This is a genomic window from Desulfotignum balticum DSM 7044 (assembly GCF_000421285.1).
Classification (GTDB): Bacteria; Desulfobacterota; Desulfobacteria; order Desulfobacterales; family Desulfobacteraceae; genus Desulfotignum; species Desulfotignum balticum.
Map to the genome: position 1 here is coordinate 1 of NZ_ATWO01000003.1, position 17,127 is coordinate 17,127.

General features: G+C 52.8%; 18 protein-coding genes. 1 reads left to right on the forward strand and 17 read right to left on the reverse strand.

What is annotated here, in order from left to right:
• Positions 1 to 692: 692 nt before the first annotated feature.
• The 14 genes from K365_RS0124775 to K365_RS0124845 form a co-directional block, all read right to left on the reverse strand.
• The gene (locus K365_RS0124775; RefSeq protein WP_024336767.1) at positions 693 to 893 is read right to left on the reverse strand and encodes a hypothetical protein; all 201 of its coding nucleotides are present in this window, start codon (positions 891 to 893) and stop codon (positions 693 to 695) included.
• Between the two features lie 277 nt (positions 894 to 1,170).
• On the reverse strand, positions 1,171 to 1,389 hold the full coding sequence (locus K365_RS0124780) for a type II toxin-antitoxin system HicB family antitoxin (protein ID WP_024336768.1): 219 nt from the start codon (positions 1,387 to 1,389) through the stop codon (positions 1,171 to 1,173).
• 155 nt (positions 1,390 to 1,544) lie between these two features.
• Complete coding sequence (locus K365_RS0124790) at positions 1,545 to 1,751, reverse strand: hypothetical protein (RefSeq protein WP_024336769.1); 207 nt, start codon at positions 1,749 to 1,751, stop codon at positions 1,545 to 1,547.
• Positions 1,752 to 1,808: 57 nt separating this feature from the next.
• Positions 1,809 to 2,183, reverse strand: a complete 375-nt coding sequence (locus K365_RS28195; protein ID WP_156887815.1) for a hypothetical protein — start codon at positions 2,181 to 2,183, stop codon at positions 1,809 to 1,811.
• Positions 2,184 to 2,382: 199 nt separating this feature from the next.
• Positions 2,383 to 4,149 (reverse strand): YcaO-like family protein, encoded by a 1,767-nt coding sequence (locus K365_RS0124800; protein WP_024336771.1) that lies wholly within the window; start codon positions 4,147 to 4,149, stop codon positions 2,383 to 2,385.
• 80 nt (positions 4,150 to 4,229) lie between these two features.
• On the reverse strand, positions 4,230 to 4,661 hold the full coding sequence (locus K365_RS0124805) for an MOSC domain-containing protein (protein WP_006966796.1): 432 nt from the start codon (positions 4,659 to 4,661) through the stop codon (positions 4,230 to 4,232).
• Between the two features lie 71 nt (positions 4,662 to 4,732).
• Positions 4,733 to 5,086 (reverse strand): anti-sigma factor, encoded by a 354-nt coding sequence (locus K365_RS0124810; protein ID WP_006966795.1) that lies wholly within the window; start codon positions 5,084 to 5,086, stop codon positions 4,733 to 4,735.
• 3 nt (positions 5,087 to 5,089) lie between these two features.
• Entirely contained in the window at positions 5,090 to 5,665 is a 576-nt protein-coding gene (locus K365_RS0124815) for a sigma-70 family RNA polymerase sigma factor (RefSeq protein ID WP_006966794.1), read from the reverse strand.
• An 89-nt stretch (positions 5,666 to 5,754) separates the two neighbouring features.
• On the reverse strand, positions 5,755 to 6,660 hold the full coding sequence (locus tag K365_RS0124820) for a cation diffusion facilitator family transporter (protein ID WP_006966793.1): 906 nt from the start codon (positions 6,658 to 6,660) through the stop codon (positions 5,755 to 5,757).
• An 11-nt stretch (positions 6,661 to 6,671) separates the two neighbouring features.
• Positions 6,672 to 7,823 carry an A/G-specific adenine glycosylase gene (gene mutY, locus K365_RS0124825; RefSeq protein ID WP_084490113.1) on the reverse strand — a complete coding sequence of 384 codons (1,152 nt, stop codon included), beginning with the start codon at positions 7,821 to 7,823 and terminating at the stop codon, positions 6,672 to 6,674.
• A complete protein-coding gene (locus K365_RS0124830) occupies positions 7,823 to 9,778 on the reverse strand; it encodes a transglutaminase TgpA family protein (protein ID WP_024336773.1) in 1,956 nt (651 codons plus the stop codon). The genes mutY and K365_RS0124830 overlap by 1 nt, the downstream gene beginning before the upstream one ends.
• Positions 9,775 to 10,674 (reverse strand): DUF58 domain-containing protein, encoded by a 900-nt coding sequence (locus K365_RS27010; RefSeq protein WP_024336774.1) that lies wholly within the window; start codon positions 10,672 to 10,674, stop codon positions 9,775 to 9,777. Before K365_RS27010 ends, K365_RS0124830 begins: the two co-directional genes overlap by 4 nt.
• 24 nt (positions 10,675 to 10,698) lie before the next feature.
• Positions 10,699 to 11,640 (reverse strand): AAA family ATPase, encoded by a 942-nt coding sequence (locus K365_RS0124840; RefSeq protein WP_051147960.1) that lies wholly within the window; start codon positions 11,638 to 11,640, stop codon positions 10,699 to 10,701.
• Complete coding sequence (locus K365_RS0124845) at positions 11,637 to 13,175, reverse strand: leucyl aminopeptidase (protein WP_024336776.1); 1,539 nt, start codon at positions 13,173 to 13,175, stop codon at positions 11,637 to 11,639. The genes K365_RS0124840 and K365_RS0124845 overlap by 4 nt, the downstream gene beginning before the upstream one ends.
• Positions 13,176 to 13,365: 190 nt before the next feature.
• Here K365_RS0124845 and K365_RS0124850 point away from each other — a divergent pair, with 190 nt between their 5' ends.
• Complete coding sequence (locus K365_RS0124850; RefSeq protein ID WP_024336777.1) at positions 13,366 to 13,917, forward strand: CBS domain-containing protein; 552 nt, start codon at positions 13,366 to 13,368, stop codon at positions 13,915 to 13,917.
• 65 nt (positions 13,918 to 13,982) lie between these two features.
• Here the strand turns inward: K365_RS0124850 and K365_RS0124855 are convergent, their stop codons facing one another.
• The 3 genes from K365_RS0124855 to K365_RS0124865 form a co-directional block, all read right to left on the reverse strand.
• Entirely contained in the window at positions 13,983 to 14,852 is an 870-nt protein-coding gene (locus tag K365_RS0124855) for a homocysteine S-methyltransferase family protein (RefSeq protein ID WP_024336778.1), read from the reverse strand.
• A gap of 119 nt (positions 14,853 to 14,971) precedes the next feature.
• A complete protein-coding gene (locus K365_RS0124860; RefSeq protein WP_024336779.1) occupies positions 14,972 to 15,718 on the reverse strand; it encodes an endonuclease/exonuclease/phosphatase family protein in 747 nt (248 codons plus the stop codon).
• Between the two features lie 20 nt (positions 15,719 to 15,738).
• Positions 15,739 to 17,127, reverse strand: coding sequence for a phospholipase D-like domain-containing protein (locus tag K365_RS0124865; protein WP_024336780.1), 1,389 nt, complete (start codon positions 17,125 to 17,127; stop codon positions 15,739 to 15,741).

Sequence of the window (17,127 nt, forward strand, 5' to 3'; positions counted from 1 at the left end):
CCCATACCCCCGCCTGGGAAATTCTGTGACAAGTTGACCCAAAACACCGCAAGATCTGCAATATGGTTTGATTTGAAGGCCAAAATAAAGATGCCGGGTCCACATTATTATTGTCGTACACCAGACCGGCAGCTGTGTTGAAGGTGTATCATCCATCTTTTTTGAAATAGAAACAATTTGACGGTATCGGCGACGGTTTTCTGCTTCCCGGTGTTGTTTTTTTCCTTTATCCGTCTGCCGATATCTTCTCTGGGCTTCTCTTCTATTCTTGAGGTTCCCGGCTTTACGACAAGAATCACTACAGTAGGCATGGCCTCTCCAGCACGCCCGACAAAAACAAAAGGGGAAATCACACCAACGACATGTAATTACGATTAAATTCAATTCAAGACATCCTCCGGTCTTGCAGACAGACGGAAGATGGTGTAGAAAGAAAATAGTTTGTGTGGGCTTTCCGGCTATCTGCCGAAGTTCACAATCAAAGCCTGGAGTTGGCGCTCCAGGCTTTTCTATGATGTTGACCTTGAATTATACGAATAAAAAGAAAGATTTGATAATCTTTTTTGAATTAAACGGAATAAAATCTCACAACATAATCAAACCCGCTGCATAATTGCAACAAGTCTTAACTCCCTAAAAACTCAACCATAGTTTCGTTATCATGAATGCCATATCAATGAAATGCCCGCATGTCAATTGTTTTGGTTCAGGACAATCACATACCGGCTGATCACACCCAGGATGCCTTTTTTCTGCATGGCGGAAACCACAACCGGACTGAAGCGCTGGGATGACAGGGGTGCCTGGATGATGTGGGTATGATACCATCCAGTTTTGTTCAGGATCTCCAGGTAGTCGTCGATGAGGATGCCGCCCTTGTGTGTTTCAGCCATTGCCGGCGTGTTCTGAAAATCCCGCCAGTCCGCATTGATGAACGCCAGTCATCCCCGGCCAGATCTTTGATAATGACGGTGACCATTTCCACGCCTGTTGCCTTGTAGGTGTTCCATCGGTGTACCCCGTCCAGATGGCGGTAGAAACCGGGCCTTTGCTGTTCCCTGGACTGCATGGTTCGGCAATTATTCTGCGCTCAGATTCTTCAAAATTTTCTTGGCCAAGGGTTCTTTGATCTCGGTATGTCTGGGAACAGTTTTTCCAAATCTCGCAGTTTCATCCAATCGTCACCGTTTCTTGCATAGCGTCATCGGGCAAACCTCTCAGAATATCAGCCTTACGATCCTCTAAAATCAATTCAATGGCTTGTCTAAGATTATCCTTAGTTTCTTCAATGGTCTCCCCCTGTCCGTTAGCGCCTGGAACTTCTGGGCAGATCGCCCAAAATCCTCCCTCAAGAGCAGGTTCTATAATTGCTGTAAATTCTGCCTTCACTATAAACTCCTATTTTTTTTTGTGGCCGAACGCCTCAATAGCTGATTTGATTCCATAACAGATGTTTTTTCTCAGGTAAAGCAATTTAAAAATATCATACTGTCTCTGTTTGTTCTCCCCAGATATTTTCACCGGCATGGGATACCGAAGCTGCATCATCCCGCTCCCTGCTGGTTCAGGACGATCACATACCGGCTGATCACCCCCAGGATGTTTCTTTTCTGCATGGCTGAAACCACTCCGGCGCTGAAGCGCTGGGATGACATGGGGGCCTGGATGATATGGGTGTGATACCATCCCGTTTTGTTCAGGATCTCCAGGTAATCGTCGATGAGGATGCCGCCCTTGTGTGTTTCATCCATTGCCGGGGTGTTCTGAAAATCCCGCCAGTCCGCATTGGTGAACGCCAGCCGTGCTTTTCAGCCACCTGGGCCACGGTGAACCCACGAACCAAATCGGCATTTATTAGATTTGGCAATGTTGCCATTTTTAATAAATGGTTGTGGATGGATGCCTGATTTATCCCCGATGTTTTCGGCAAACATGCCCACCCGCCTGTGATCGATTGTTTTTCTGGGATAGATGGTCTCATCCAGAATGATGGATGAAACGGGGATTTGTAGGGATCGCTGGCCCCGAGGAAATAGGCGTGCCGGACAAAGAAAGCCTCTTCCCTGAAAGCGGTCCGGCAAATTAAACTGGATCAGAAAATCTGGCGCATGAACCGGCTGGGAATCCTTCAGGAAAGAATAGCATTGCGCTTGGGAGAGACCAAGGATATTATCCGAAACCATTTGGGGAAAACGTCAATGTTAACAAAATCCCCAAATACGGATTTGTCCCAGGCAAAGATGATGATTTTTGACCGGGAGTCAAAACGAAAAAACAGGCAGAGAGGTGACATGCCGCCCGGACTGAATGTCTTTCTCAAGTAGTGACAAAAAGCTTCTTATTGACGGGTCTTCATGTGAATCTTCGCTGCAGTATGCTTCATCAAATGTCTGCCTGCCGGTTTCTATGATGAGGTTTACATCTTTTTTGCAGTTTCTGAATATTGTCCCTGGCAAACTCAATGGTGGGATCGATTTCCAAAGCCATTTCATAGAATTTGACGGCCAGGGCCGGTTCTCCCAGTTCCCGGTAGTTGGAGCCGATATTGGCATAGTTGATGGCCTGGGACGGATCGATTTCCAGGGCCTGTTCAAAACAGGTGATGGCTTTGTGGTGGTTTTTTTGCAGAAAATGGCACACCCCCATGGTGTTGAGAAGATCCGGGCGCTGGTCGTCCACGGCCAGGCCCCGGGTGCAGATTTCCACGGCCCGGTCATACTGGCCCAGATCCTTGAGGCAGGCCCCCATGTGGGAACAGATGTCCGGCAGGTTCAGCCGGGCCGGTTCCCTGTCCATGGCTGCTTCAAATTCCTCCAGGGCGGTGGGATATTCTCCGATGGCGTTGTATACCAGGCCTTTGTAGAAACGGGTGTAATATTTGTCCGGCAAAGCCGTTTCCAGGGCCTCCAGCCGGTCCAGGGCCTGGATGGGGTCCAGGGTTTCAATGATGAGCCGGGCCGTGAACATGCCCACGCTGGCGGATACGGCCCGCTCCCGGAAATGGGCCCCGGGAATGATGGTGTAAAAAGCCGGAATGTCCAGGTCCGGGTGCCGGGTGTCAATGGCCAGGACCTGAAAGTCTTTTTTCTTCAGGGCCGCAATCAGGTTTTCCACTTCCACCCGGATGTTGGGGTCTGACAGATCCGGCAAATCGGCCAGGTCCACCAGGGTATCGGGTTGGGTGATCAAAGCGGCATCTTCGATGCGGGTGAATTTGGGAAGGCCCGATGCTTCGTAATTGGACCCGGTATTGAAATCTCCGGCCAGCTGGGCCACTTCCGTCAGGGCCCGGCTCATGGCTTTCTGGGGATCCGGCGAGGTGCCCGCGGTCCACACGATCTCGCTTTTTTCCGGGAATGTGGCAGGATCCCAGGCCAGCACGGCAATGGTGGGGATGCCCGTGTCCAGGGAAAAATCAGACGCATGAATCTGGATCCCGCATTTTTTGTATTTGGCCAGCATCTCTTTGACCAGGGGATCGGTGAATGTATCGGTGCGGATCCCCGGCACCGGGAGATTTCCGTGGCTCACCAAAGATGAGGTATGTCGTTCCACCAGTTCGCAAATGCCCTGGATCAGGGCTTCTTCATTGCAGTTGCCGGCACACGGGCCGTTAAACTCATTGATCATGTAAAACCAGTTGAACGGGATCAGTACCTCTTTTTCCAGGGTCAGGTTATACCCTCGGGTCCATTGCAGGGTGAGATCGTCGAATATATGCTTGATTTTCAAAGCGTCTTCTTTGGTATCATGCACGGATCGGATGATCTGGTCAAAAGGAAGCGCGGTGTCGTCCAGGTCTTTGGGCCGGGCTTTAAAAAAACGGGTGGGGTCTTTGACAAAGGAAAAAAAACTGAACCGTTCCGCCAGTTCCATGACCGCACTGGCTTCGGACTGGGCCGGGGTCCCGCCCTTTCCCATCTGTTTGTTGGTGCCGATAACTTTTCTGGCATGGGCCCCGCACTCACTGAAAAACACGGGAATATCCAGGCGGCCGTTGTCAATGCGCCGGGTCCGGTTCAAAATATCCAGTCCGGCTTCAGCGGCTTTGTTTTTGAACTGTGCCACGGTTTTTTCCGGAGAGATGATTTTGTCCTGGTCATAGGTGTAGCCTTTGACCGCATCGTTAAGTTCGATTTTATATGTCATGAAAGTCGGTTTCCTGGTTCAGGGTTGAATGGATGGATGCCGGTGATAAAAGCCTGGGCCGGAGTTGATCCGGATATCGGTCATTCCATAAGATTGATCTCATCGCCCACGCGGATGGTGCCGCCGGTCAGAATTTTTGCAAACACGCCTTGTTTAGGCATGATGCAGTCGCCGGTGCGGTAATAGATGGCGCATTTTTTATGGCATTGTTTGCCGATCTGGGTGATCTCTACCAGGGCCGTGTCCCCTAAGCGGACTTTTTGCCCGATTGTCTGGGATTTCCAGTCAATACCGGTGGTGGCGATGTTTTCGGCAAAATCCCCGAAAGTCAGGACAAATTCCGGGGTGCTGGCGGCATCAATGCTTTCAGACGCCAGAAAACTGAGCTGCCGGTGCCAGTCCCCGGCATGGGCATCCCCCTGGATGCCGTGGTTTTCCAGAAGTTCTGCCTGGTCGACACATTGTTTGACCGTACCTTTTTTTTTGCTGACGGCAATGGAAACAATTTTCACGGGGATTCCTTTGTGTTTTCAGGTTGTGGTGGCATATCAAAGGGACATATATCACATTGTGGCAGTCAGTTTCAATGCCTGAGTTGTTTTTGAATGGATTTTTTCATCAGTGCTGTTTTGTCTGTGTCATTTTTGAAAAAAGGGTCAGTCGATTTCACGGGTGGCGATTGGACATGTCCGGGCAAATCCATGGGCGGGTGGGAATGATTGAACTGATCCAGGCAGTCGTCAATGGTTTCAGCCAGGCCCGCCGGCAGGTTGTGGGGTGTAAACGCCTGCTGGATCGCGGACTCCAGGCAGACGTCCAGAGAAAAGAGCTGTCGGCATGCCGGGCAGGACGTCAGATGGTCTATCACTTCCGGATTTTCCGGCATTCCCCGGCCGGTATGGGTTTTCATCCACTGTAAAAATGTATCGCAGTTCATGGGTCAGGTCGATTCCGTTTCAAGATGGATCTGAAAGATGTGCCGGCGGTCCTGCAACTGGTCGAGCAGTATGGTTTTCAACCGTTCCCTGGCCCGGTTCAGCCGGGACATCACCGTGCCCATGGGGATATCCAGGGCAGCGGCGATCTCTTTGTACGGCATATCTTGCATGTAATACAGGGTCAAGACGTCTTTGAATTTCACCGGCAGCGCATCAATGGCCTGATTCACCAGCCGGGTGTCTGCGGCCAGGGCCAGCCGGTCGTCTGTATCGATTTTTTCCACACAGGATTTGAGATGCTCAATGTAATCGGTTTGTTGCTGCTGGTGTTTCTCAGTATTTGTCCGGCATGTTTTCAGAAAATTGTTGCGCAGAATTTTCAGCAGCCAGGGTTTGATCCGGTCCGGATCCTTGAGTTGATAAAAATATTTAAAAGCCATCAGATAGGTTTCCTGAACAAGGTCATGGGCATCAAACGCATTGCCGGTATATTTGAGAGCCACGTTATACACCAGTGACATATGCGGATATGCCAGCGTTTTAAACCGGTGGTTGGTTTTATTTGTTTCAGATTTCATGTCATCATCATCCTGACCTTGCCTCCATGGCATTTAAGATAATCAGGTGATGAATCAATTCAATCCTTTTTATAAATTATAGACAGATATTACCCCGGTTTTATTCCCGGATTTTCATCTGCCGGTTCCAGGTGGACCATCACATCAATGACTTTGGGGTACCGGGCCATCAGGGTTTGCCTAGCGGTTTCGGAAATCTCATGGCCCTGGCGCACACTCATCTGTCCCTCCACCTCCAGATGAAGGTCCATATAAAAAGATCCGCCGATTTTTCGGGACCGGATCCGATGTGTGCCCTGAACATGGGGAATCCTCTGGATCAGGGCCTGAATCTCAATCCGGTCTTTCGGGGACATGCCCTTGTCTGTAAGCTCGGCCAGGCTGTCGCCTAAAATATCGATTCCCACCTTGATGATAAAGACAGATACCAGGATGGCTGCCACCGGGTCCAGAAACGCCAGTTTCGGTGAGATGAGTCCGGCAGTCACGGCCACCAGCACGGGAATGGAGGACAGGGCATCCGTGCGGTGGTGCCAGGCATTGGCTTTTAACGAGGAGGACCGGTTTGTCACACCGGCGGTAAATGTGATGCGGTACAGAATTTCCTTGACCACCAGAGACAGCAGCGGTGCGGCAAGAACAATGGGGCTCAGCCGGGGGGTGACGGGATGCATCAGAGAAACAATGGCGTTATATCCGATGCCGGCAGCCACCCCTAAAAGGATCAGGCTGATGACAATGGTGACAAAAGATTCGATTTTCTGGTGACCGAAGGGATGACAGTCATCCGGCGGTGCCGTCCAGTAACGGACCCCGAACAGGATCACCAGATCGGATGCCGTGTCCGAAAAACTGTGTAGCGCATCCGCTACCACGGCCTGGCTGCTGCCGGCCACGCCGATGATCAGTTTGATCACGGCCAGTGCCACATTGGCAACCAGACCGATCCAGGTGATTTTTTCAATATTTTTTCTGGTATTGGTTTCAGCACGCATGTTAAAAAATCCTATAGTGCCGGGTTTTGGTCAAGCAATTCAATAAATTTAAGGTTGGCCCCGGGAAAAGCAAACCCATCGATTTCCTGCAAACAGATCCACTGAAAATCCACGGGGCCGTTCAAGGCCACATCCCCGGATATATAATCACAGTAAAACACATCCATTTCAATCTTAAAATGGGTATATGCATGCTTGATTCGGGTCAGAAAAGAAGACACCCGGACCGTGAGCCCGGTTTCCTCTTTGATCTCCCGGATACAGGCATCTTTCGCGGTTTCATTTTTTTCCACCTTGCCGCCGGGAAACTCCCACAGCCCGCCTAAAAGCCCGTCCGGGTTTCTCTGGGTGATCAGCAGTTTATTGTTTTTTATGACAATGCCGGTACTGATATGAAAACAGGGCGTTTTTTTGCGTGCCAGCCGCACCGGAAATTCTTTGATCCGGGATTCGGCCTCAGCGCAGCACATAACTTTTAAAGGGCAGGCCGTGCAGTCCGGGGATGTCGGGGTGCAGATCAACGCCCCCAGTTCCATGACCGCCTGGTTGAAACCGCCGGGATCTGTCCGGTCCAAAAGTGCTTCAGCCACGGGTTTGAACGTTCCATGGGCCGAGGAATGGTTCACGGGCACATCCAGGCAGAACAACCGGGACAGAACCCGCTTGACATTGCCGTCCACCACGGCATGGGCCTTTCCAAAGGCAATGCTCAATACGGCGGATGCAATATAATCCCCCACCCCGGGCAGGGCTTTGAAATCGGAAAACCGGTCCGGAATGCGGCCGTCTGAAAGAGAAACCAGTTGCTGAGCCGCCTTGTGCAGGTTTCTGGCCCGGGCATAATATCCCAGTCCTTCCCAGAGTTTGAGCACCCGGCCCGGATCGGCGTCAGCCAGATCTTTGAGGGTGGGGAACGCTGCCAGAAATTTGTGGAAATAAGGTACCACGGTTTTGACCTGGGTCTGCTGGAGCATGACTTCAGATACCCAGATGCGGTAAGGGTCAATGATGTCCCGCCAGGGAAGTTGCCGGTGATGGGCCTGGTACCAGTGCATCAGATATTGTTGAATCTGTCCCTGTTCTGCCCGGGGGATTGAAAAGGATGCCTGATTGTGACCCCCTTGTTTTCTGAGCACGGATTTTTTTTTGCGGGTCGGTGTCATCAATGGCTGTTCCATTTGTGGGAAGGTGTTTTGGCCCGGCCGGACGGCTTGAACTGCCGGACATGGGTGATCAGTTGTTTTGTCAGGGCGTTGGAATGGGTTTTGCCAAACCGGATCTGAACATACAGGTCTGTGATGGTTTGGGCGCTGGGTGCCAGATCCGGCCGCAGGACTTTGATTTGATTCAGAAAATCCACAGGCCCGAGATTCAGTGGCCGAACCAGGCCGATCCGCGCCAGACGTTTGCAGAAAAGGGTATATGCCTCTGCGGCCGGGTCTTTTTTTTCCGGGCGAAGCCGGTGCAGAAAAAATCGGAGAAAAAGGGCCAGAACCAGCAGGGTCAGGCTTACAAGCAAAAGAATCGTTTTCCATTGCCCCCGGGCCGTGTCCACCCCCAGCTGCGCCATCAAATCTTTCTGGGCCGCAAAGGAATATCCCGTGAACCAGGCTTCCCATTTCAGATTTGCCGCTTCCAGCATAAAGGCCAGTCGTTTGTGGACCGGGATGGCGCCGGTACCTGAAGAATTGAGAAAAGAGCCGTCCGGATTCTGTTCCAGGCGTTGGGGTGCCACCACCAGGGTGGGATCCACCCGGACCCACCCTTTATCCGGCATGAACACTTCCACCCAGGCGTGGGCTGAGGACTGGCGGACCGTGATATAATCGCCATAAGGATTGAGTTCTCCGCCCAGATATCCCCCCACCACCCGGGCCGGTACATTCAGCACATTCATCATGAACGCCAGGGCACCGGCATAATGTTCACAATACCCCTGCCGGGTTTTGAGCACAAAATCATCCACAGGATGGGCCTTGGCCAAAGGCGGGGTCAGTGTATAGGTGAAATGCTTTTCTTTGAAAAAATTCAGCATCCGGTCCAGTTTTTCCCGGGGATCTGAAAGGCCTTTTGCCAGAGACCGGGCCAAAGACCGGGTATCCGGATTGTTGTCAGTCCCTAAAGCCACGGGTGACGGAACGGGTTCCTTTTTTTTCAGGGCCGTATCCATCATGGAAATTGCCTGATACACACGCCGGCGGGTCACGGGCCGTCCGGCAAAAAGGGTCTGATCCGTGGTCAAACGGGCACCGGGAGGCGCGTCCACTGGCCGGTCCAGGGCAAACAGCCACCGGCTTTTATGGGGCTCTAAAACAATGGTGTATGTGACCGAACCGGTCAGATCGCGCTGCCTGGAATGGACAAAAGACGGGCGGTCTGCCGGATGCCACTGGACCCCGTTGAACCGGTCGAACACAATGCCCCGCCAGTACAGACCCCGGGTCTGGGGTAAGGTCCCGTCAAAATCCGCCCGAAAGGCCACGGACGGATCCCGGGCCATGCGGGAGATGCTGCCCGGGCTCAGAATTTCTGCAAACCCGGACTGGCCCGAACCTGGGGTTTCCACGGAAAACAGGCCCTGCTGAAGCCGGGGAAACAAAAGAAACAGCAGAATCATCAGCGGGACGGCCTGGGCCATGATCCGGGCCGTCAGCGTGATGCCGGGCCGGAACCGGCCCCGGGGGTGGTTGATGCGCACCAGTGCCAGGGTGGTGACAAAGACACTCACAAACATGTACAGCACGGTCCACAGGGACTCGGATCGAAACAGGCTGGTGATGATGATAAAATAAGTGAGCAGCACCGTGATCATCCGGTGTCGGTGGGTGGCCATTTCAAAGGGTTTGATGCCCGCCATCACCGCCATGAGCCCCACAAAGGCATCGGCCCCGATCTGTACCCGGAAGGTGGCCAGAAGTCCGATGATGCCGGCAAAGGCCAGTACATGGCGAAACACAGGGCCGGGAACAGGCCATCCGGTTTTAAGCTGCATCAGCATGTACAGCCACATGAAAACACACCAGGCAATGATCCACACGGGCAACCCAGGGGCATGGGGGGCCATGGCCACTGCCAGCGCACTGATAACGGGAACCACATGGCCGTCCGGGTGTTTCAAGACAAAGAATCCTTTTTTCCATACAGGGCCAGGGCCCTGAGGCACTGATGTTTGTGTCCCGGCCCCTGGGCCGGAGGGATCAGCCGGTCCGGCAGTTTCAGCCCATAGGGGGTTTTGTTGCGGTCCGCTGAAAGCACCATGCGGCACAGCCGGGACAGTTTGAATTCCGTATCTGTGGAAGCAATGGCATCGAAATCCAGCATCATGAATCCGCCGGCCCCGGCCGTAAAATCCTTGACAAAGACCCCCTGACCTTTGGAAACCGCTTTCCAGGCGATACGCCCCACATCATGGCCGGGCTGATACAAAGACAGGCCCTGGAAATCATCCGGCCCTGAAAACCGGGAAGCAGCGGTTCCATCAAGATCACCGCCTCCCTTGACCGGTCTGACAGGCCCGTCTGCGGGAGATGGATACACCAGGCAGGTCATGGGCAGGGATATCCGGGTGGTGAGGCAGAAAAAACCAAAGGGAAACACCGAGGACACCGTCAGGGAACCGGGGGTGAAAACGCCCCGTGCGGCTGTTTTTAAAGGCAGGTGCACGGTTTTGGTTTCATTTTTCAACAGGCTTGTTTCCAGAATGTCTGCCTGTTCCGGCAGGGCCAGGGTCACCCCTGCCCGTTCCATGCCGTTTGCCTGCACCTGAAAAGTGAACCGGGCGGTGCGGCCGGCAAATACCGGGGATGCGGAAACAAAAAAAAGGCTCAGTCCGGTCAGGTTTTTCAGGGAGTAGAACAAAGAGATCAACGCCATGCCGCCCAGAAGGAAAACCAGGATAAATCCGGCATTGTTGTTGTAGTTGATTGAACCGGCCATCATGGCTCCCAGGATAATCAAAAACAGCAGTCCGTGCCGGGTGGGGCGGATGGAAAGGTGTTTTTTGTGTATCATCATGGCAAAGTCGGTTTCAGGCCTGCATCACACAGGGACCGGTACGGTGCTGAACAGATCCATAAGCGGGTCTTGGGAAAATTCAATCAGGTCCCGGCTGGATCTCAAGCGGTGTCCGGCCACCCAGGGCAGGATCTGCTGAAGGTCTTCGGGCAGGGTATGGTCCCGGCCATGAAGATACGCCCAGGCCCGGGCCGCCCGGGACAGAGACAGCCCGGCCCGGGGAGACAGCCCCACCTGAAACTTTCCGGATGTGCGGGTGAACGCCAGAATATCCTGGAGATAGGTCAAAAACGTGTCTGACACATGGACTTGTTCCACGGCCTTTTGGATCTTGAGCACTTCGGTTTTATCCATAAAAGGGGTAACGGCCGCCAGGGCCGGTTCCGCCCCCGTGCCGGTCAGAATCTGTTTTTCGGCGGCCCGGTCCGGGTATCCTAAGTGGATGCGCATGAGAAACCGGTCCATCTGGGACTCGGGCAAGGCAAAGGTGCCGGCCTGTTCTATGGGGTTCTGGGTGGCGATGACAAAAAAAGGGGCTTCCAGGGACCGGGTTTCCCCTTCAATGGTTACCTGCTCCTCTTCCATGGCTTCCAGCAGGGCGCTCTGGCTTTTGGGCGTGGCCCGGTTGATTTCATCGGCTAAAAACACCTGGGTGAAAATGGGACCGGGATGAAAGGTGAACGTGGCCGTATGCGAATCAAAGACCGACATGCCCAGAATATCCCCGGGCAACAGATCTGAAGTAAACTGCATGCGCTGAAATTTCAGTCCCATGCACCGGGCCAGCACTTTAGCCAGCGTGGTTTTACCGATGCCGGGCAGATCTTCGATGAGCAGATGACCTTTGGCAAAAAGACAGGCCAGGGCCAGGCGGATCTGAGGTTCTTTGCCCAGCACCACCGAACCCACCTGGCGGACGATTTTTTCAAATTCCGGAATCATCATGGGGTCTGTGCGCTGTTTCATCCGTCTGGCTTCCATTTTTTCCAGGACCGGATCAGCTGGATAAAGGTCCGGACCCCGGTGCCGGAAGGGCCTTTGGGAATATAGGATTTTTCAGTGAAATCCCAGGCAGTGCCGGCAATGTCCAGGTGGGCCCAGGGGGAGTCTCCCACAAATTTGGACAGGTATGCGGCTGCTGTGATGGTGCCCCCGGCTTTGCCCCCCGTGTTTTTGATATCCGCTACCTTGGATTCGATCTGCTTGATATAATCTTTGTTCAGCGGCAGGCGCCACACCGGCTCTCCGGCTTCCTGTCCGGCCGATTCCAGGCGCCGGGCCAGATCGTCACTGTTGGACACCATGCCCGTATAGTGATGGCCTAAACCGATGATCACGGCCCCGGTAAGCGTGGCGATATCCACCACGCAGTCAGGTTGAAAGGTCTTGATGCCGTGGGCCAGGGCATCGGCCAGGATGAGCCGGCCTTCCGCATCCGTGTTCACCACTTCCGAGGTCACCTGGTTCACATGGGTGATGATGTCCCCGGGCTTTAAGGCCGATCCGCTCGGCATGTTGTCCGTGGCCGGTATCATGGCCACCACCCGGAGGCGGGGTTTTTCCATGGCCACGGCAGCCATGGCCGCCAGGACGGCGGCACCGCCGCACATGTCATATTTCATCTCCTCCATGCCCGCAGCCGGTTTGATGCTGATGCCACCGGTATCAAAGGTCAGTCCCTTTCCCACCAGCAGCAGGGTATCGGCTTTTTTGCCCGGATTATACTCCAGGATCACCAGGCAGGGTGGGGTGGTCGATCCCTGGTTCACCCCTAAAATCCCGCCCATGCCCAGGTTTTCCATCTCTTTTTTCCCCAGACAGGTACAGGTCAGACCGTGGGTATCGGCCAGGGATCCGGCATAATCGGCAAACGCTTCAGACGTCCACCCGTTGCCGGGTTCATTGGCCATGTCCCGGGCCTTGCAGGCGGCATCAGCAGCGTTCATGGCTTTTTTTGCGCCTTTCCGGGCGGACGGCGCGCCTTTGTCACAGGAAAACCAGATGGAAGCGATACCCGGATAATCGGTTTTTTTCCGGGTGGTCTGTTTGTATTTTGAAAACCGGTAATCTCCCAGCAGAATTCCTTCAGCCAGGGCTTCAGCGATTTTTTCCACAGAAATTCCTGAAATCTGAGGCAGGCAGACAGCCAGGGTCCCGGTCTTTGTCTTTTCACAGGTTTTGGCGATGTTGCCGCCCTGCTTGCGAAGGGTTTCAAAAAATTCAGGGGCAAGCTGCAGGGTATCCGCCGTTCCCAGTCCCAGGATCAGGATCCGTCTGGCACCGGCGGAATCGGTCCGGGTGCCGGCCAAAGGATAGTACAGCAGTGTTTCATCGGCCTTGCCGGTAAAATCCCCCAGTGCATGGGCGTTTTTCACCAGGGCTTTGACAGCCGTGTCACATAAAGGCGGCATTTCTTTGCGCTGGGTGGCAAAATAGACCACCAGATCGGAGTCAAGGGTGTCAACCGGTTTTTCAGTGATGGACAGTCGGGTATCTTTCATGAAGGTCTCCATTGTTTGAAATCAGGTAACAAAATTGATTGTCTCATGGTTTTTACCATAGATCCACAAATAAGTCAGCGGTTCCGCCGGATGTTTTTGAACGGGAAATTTCAAAACTCATTGACTTTCAGAGGCGTTTCCTATTCTATATTTTTAAATGATCAAGACAAATCAATACCAGGAGGATGATATGGAAAAAATGAAGGTCCGTGACCTGATGGTGCCGGCAGATCAATTTCCGAAAATTGCGGACACCGCATCGTTATTTGATGCCCTTTTTGCCCTGGAAACGGCCCAGGAAGACTTTTTGTCCGGGAAAAGTGCCCAGCGGATCATGCTGGTGGAAAATGAGAAAAAACAGATTATCGGAAAAATTTCCCCCATCGATCTGTTCAAGGGGCTGGAAAAAAAATACAATGAAGTGAATGTGGAAAAAACCCTGGAAAAATTCGGGCTCAAGTATATCTGGAACGGCATGCGAGAAGACTATAACCTGTGGGAAAGTCCGTTCAAGGATCTGTGCCGCAAAGCCGGGGATATCCATGTCAAAAATTTTGTGAACATCCCCAATGACGGCCAGTCTGTCAATCTGGATGACAGCCTTACCAAATGTTTTCATCTGTTTGTGGTGAATCGGCATGACACCCTTTTTGTAATGGAAAAAAATGAATTCATCGGCATGCTGCGATTTACCGATGTGTATAAAGCTGTCGCCCAGACCATGAAAGAATGCACGGTTTGAGGTGATCCATCAGGAGGGCGGCCGGTGCCGGATATCCGGCTGCCTTGCTTTCTATGGCAAGCGGTTCAAAGCAAAGCGCAGATTTTCCGGATGGTTTCCGGTGTTGTGCCGCAGCATCCGCCGATGATTTCCACCCCCAGATCCCGGATTTTTTTCATGTTGGCGGCAAACAGGTCATCGTTTTCAGGATAAACCGTGTGGTTGTCCGGTGTGATTTGCGGCATTCCGGCATTGGGTTGAATGATCACCGGGATATCCACGGATTGACGAATCTGATCCGCCAGCCGCACCATGGCATCGCTGCCCAGAGAACAGTTGGCCCCCACCGCAGAAACACCGTGATCCGCCAGAACGTTCATGCTGTGTTCCGGTGCATTTCCAAAAAGGGTGTAAAACCCTTTCGGGGTTTCCTTGAAAGTCAAAGAACAGAAAACGGGTTTGCTTGAAACGGACTGGATGGCCTGAACCGCACAAAGTCCGGCATTGAGATCGAAAACGGTTTCCACAAGAAACAGGTCAACCCCCTCATCTTCCAGGATCTCTGCCTGGCGGACAAAACAGTCTTTTGCTGTTTCAAATGAAACCGGGCCGGCAGGGGCGAGCATGTCACCCATCGCACCGAAATCCGCAGCCACATAATGATCTGAATGGCCCGCGGTTTTAGCCAGCCGGACCCCCTCACGGTTGAGCCTTTCAAAATCTTTAGACATGCCTGTTTTTTCAAGCTTGAGCAACGATGCTCCATAGGTGTTGGCACTGACCACATCAGCCCCGGCAGCAAGATAATCCGTATGAATCTGCCGGATGATATCCGGGTGTTGGATATTCCAGGTTTCTGCCGCCTCGTTTCCGGCCAGGCCCTTGGAAATGAGGATCGATCCCATGGCACCGTCAAACAGCAGGCCGTGTTTTTTAATTTTTTCCATAATGTTCATTGTCACTCTCCTGAAGGGGCCGTCACCTCTTGTTGAAAATAAAGCAGATACTTTGCTGGTCCGGATATCTGCGGTAAAGAAATATCAGACAAATTTTAACAACACAATCAAAATGTTGCTCATTTGGGAAGGATACAGGAAAATCTTGCCAGCAAAGGGTTGTGGTCTGAAAACAGGCGGTTTTCCATGGCATCCATGTGGTTCAGGGTCAATTGGCGGAAATAGATGCGGTCCAGTTTAAACCCGAACACCTGTTTCACCAGATGGGGCCGTTTTGGCCGGCCCTGTTGCAGGCCCAGTTTCCGGGTCAGACCCGTGATAAACTCAAGCCTGGATCGGTTCCAGCAGTTGAAGTCTCCGGCCAGAATCATGGGGCCGGAATGGTGCTGCAACGTTTTGAGCAACCGGGAAAATTCCCATTCATACCAGGCCCGGGAGGTGAAATTGACGGCATGCACATTGACCACCAGCAGCAGATCCCCGGTGCCCAGCCAGTACCGGGTCATGAGAATGTTTTTCCGGGTGGCGAGCAGGGTCTCCCTGGCCAGGGACATGACATCGGTTTTGGTGTGAATATCGGCTGTGGCAGCGGTCAGAACCCCGAAGTGGCGTTCCCGTATTCTGATATTGGCGGCTGCCGCATAGGACAGCCCGGCCACGGAAAACAGTGTGTCCGAAAACACGGCTTCCTGGAACAGAAGAATATCCATGTCAAACTGCCGGACCCAGTTTTTGATCATGGTGTCAAACTCGGGTTTCAGGTTTTCTTTGCGAACATTCCAGCACAGGATACCGAAATCACAGGGAATGATTTTGTTTTCCAGAATTAATGGGGATCGCAATAATGGGATATCTGGTTTAAACATATCGCTAAAGTTCCAGCCGGTTACAGCAGCGGCGCAAATACACTCATCAGGTTTTCGCTGAGCCGGCGCCATCTGCCGGGCGGGGGCAGATGAGAGGTGCAGTCGGCCAGCAGCTGTGTCATCCAATCTTCACATTGGTCAATAATGGGTCTGGAATAGGCAAAACTTACCACTTCATAGTTCAAAAACAGACTGCGCTGATCAAAATTGGCCGATCCCATGATCACGCCTCGACGATCATAAAGGATGGCTTTGGCGTGGATCATGCCTTTCTGATAGAGGCAGACATCCACACCCCGGGCGTTCAGGTCCCGCATGAAACTGGACCGGCTCAGGTCGGCGACCAGGTGGTTGGATGCGGCCGGTGTGATGAGTTTGACATCCACACCCCGGTGACTGGCAATGACAAGAGCCTGCATCAGGCTTTTGTCCGGTACAAAATACGGGGTCACGATCCAGATTCTTTCCTGGGCGGAAAAAACGGCAAACAGAAGGGCTTCATACAGGGCATCACTCTGGATATCCGGGCCCGATGGCACCACCTGGATAGTGGCATCGCCTATGGGGACCGGCATGAAATCGGGCATTGCCAGGTCTTCTCCGGCCGTATGATTCCAGTCTTCAGTGAAAATTTCCCGGTAGTGAAACACAGCCGGTCCCTGCAGGAAAAACAGAATGTCATCCCACCGCCTTTCACACGGGGACGGACCCATATATTCTATTGAAATGTTCATGCCACCGGACAGAATGGTGTGGTCGTCAAAGATGAAAACTTTGCGGTGGTTTCTCAGATTGATGTAGTTCTGGAACGGCCGGGCCAGCAACGGCATGTAAAATGCTACCTGGCCCCCGGCTTTTTTTAGATTTCGCAGCGGCCACTGATACAGGTAAAGAGGCAAAGATCCGATACAGTCGATGAGCAGCTTCACCTGCACACCGTCGGATGCTTTCCGGGTCAGGGCGGACAGCACGTTTTTTCCCACGGTGTCAGACCGTAACACATAGGTGGAGATGAGAATGGTGTGTCGGGCGGATGCTATCTGATCCATGAGCATGTTATATGCTTTGACCCCGTCGGTATAGAAAAAAAACCGGTTCCCGAAGGTGGCGCCGGCAATGCCGTTGTTCCGCAGCACCATATCGATGCGGGTGGCTTCATGATCCGGGATCTCCCCTCTTTTTGCCAGCTTGAGGGCGGTTTTTTCCCGTCGCGTCAGTTTCCGGCTCCTGAGAATAAAATAAAGCGGCACCGCCAGATAAGGCAGCAGAATAATGGCCAGAAGCCAGGCAATCATACTGGGGGGCTCTCTGCGCTGGTAAACCATGTGTCCCAGGGAACCCAGAACCAGAATCCCGGACACAATGGCGGAGGTCTGTACCAGGATAAAATAAAAAACGTTTTCACTCAT

Excerpts from the sequence above, each read along its gene's own strand:
- K365_RS0124775 (WP_024336767.1), bottom strand. The coding sequence starts at position 893 with ATGGCTGAAACACACAAGGGCGGCATCCTCATCGACGACTACCTGGAG.
- K365_RS0124790 (WP_024336769.1), bottom strand. The coding sequence starts at position 1,751 with ATGGATGAAACACACAAGGGCGGCATCCTCATCGACGATTACCTGGAG.
- K365_RS28195 (WP_156887815.1), bottom strand. The coding sequence starts at position 2,183 with ATGGTTTCGGATAATATCCTTGGTCTCTCCCAAGCGCAATGCTATTCT.
- K365_RS0124800 (WP_024336771.1), bottom strand. The coding sequence starts at position 4,149 with ATGACATATAAAATCGAACTTAACGATGCGGTCAAAGGCTACACCTAT.
- K365_RS0124810 (WP_006966795.1), bottom strand. The coding sequence starts at position 5,086 with ATGAACTGCGATACATTTTTACAGTGGATGAAAACCCATACCGGCCGG.
- K365_RS0124815 (WP_006966794.1), bottom strand. The coding sequence starts at position 5,665 with ATGAAATCTGAAACAAATAAAACCAACCACCGGTTTAAAACGCTGGCA.
- K365_RS0124820 (WP_006966793.1), bottom strand. The coding sequence starts at position 6,660 with ATGCGTGCTGAAACCAATACCAGAAAAAATATTGAAAAAATCACCTGG.
- mutY (WP_084490113.1), bottom strand. The coding sequence starts at position 7,823 with ATGACACCGACCCGCAAAAAAAAATCCGTGCTCAGAAAACAAGGGGGT.
- K365_RS27010 (WP_024336774.1), bottom strand. The coding sequence starts at position 10,674 with ATGATGATACACAAAAAACACCTTTCCATCCGCCCCACCCGGCACGGA.
- K365_RS0124840 (WP_051147960.1), bottom strand. The coding sequence starts at position 11,640 with ATGAAACAGCGCACAGACCCCATGATGATTCCGGAATTTGAAAAAATC.
- K365_RS0124845 (WP_024336776.1), bottom strand. The coding sequence starts at position 13,175 with ATGAAAGATACCCGACTGTCCATCACTGAAAAACCGGTTGACACCCTT.
- K365_RS0124850 (WP_024336777.1), top strand. The coding sequence starts at position 13,366 with ATGGAAAAAATGAAGGTCCGTGACCTGATGGTGCCGGCAGATCAATTT.
- K365_RS0124855 (WP_024336778.1), bottom strand. The coding sequence starts at position 14,852 with ATGAACATTATGGAAAAAATTAAAAAACACGGCCTGCTGTTTGACGGT.
- K365_RS0124860 (WP_024336779.1), bottom strand. The coding sequence starts at position 15,718 with ATGTTTAAACCAGATATCCCATTATTGCGATCCCCATTAATTCTGGAA.
- K365_RS0124865 (WP_024336780.1), bottom strand. The coding sequence starts at position 17,127 with ATGAGTGAAAACGTTTTTTATTTTATCCTGGTACAGACCTCCGCCATT.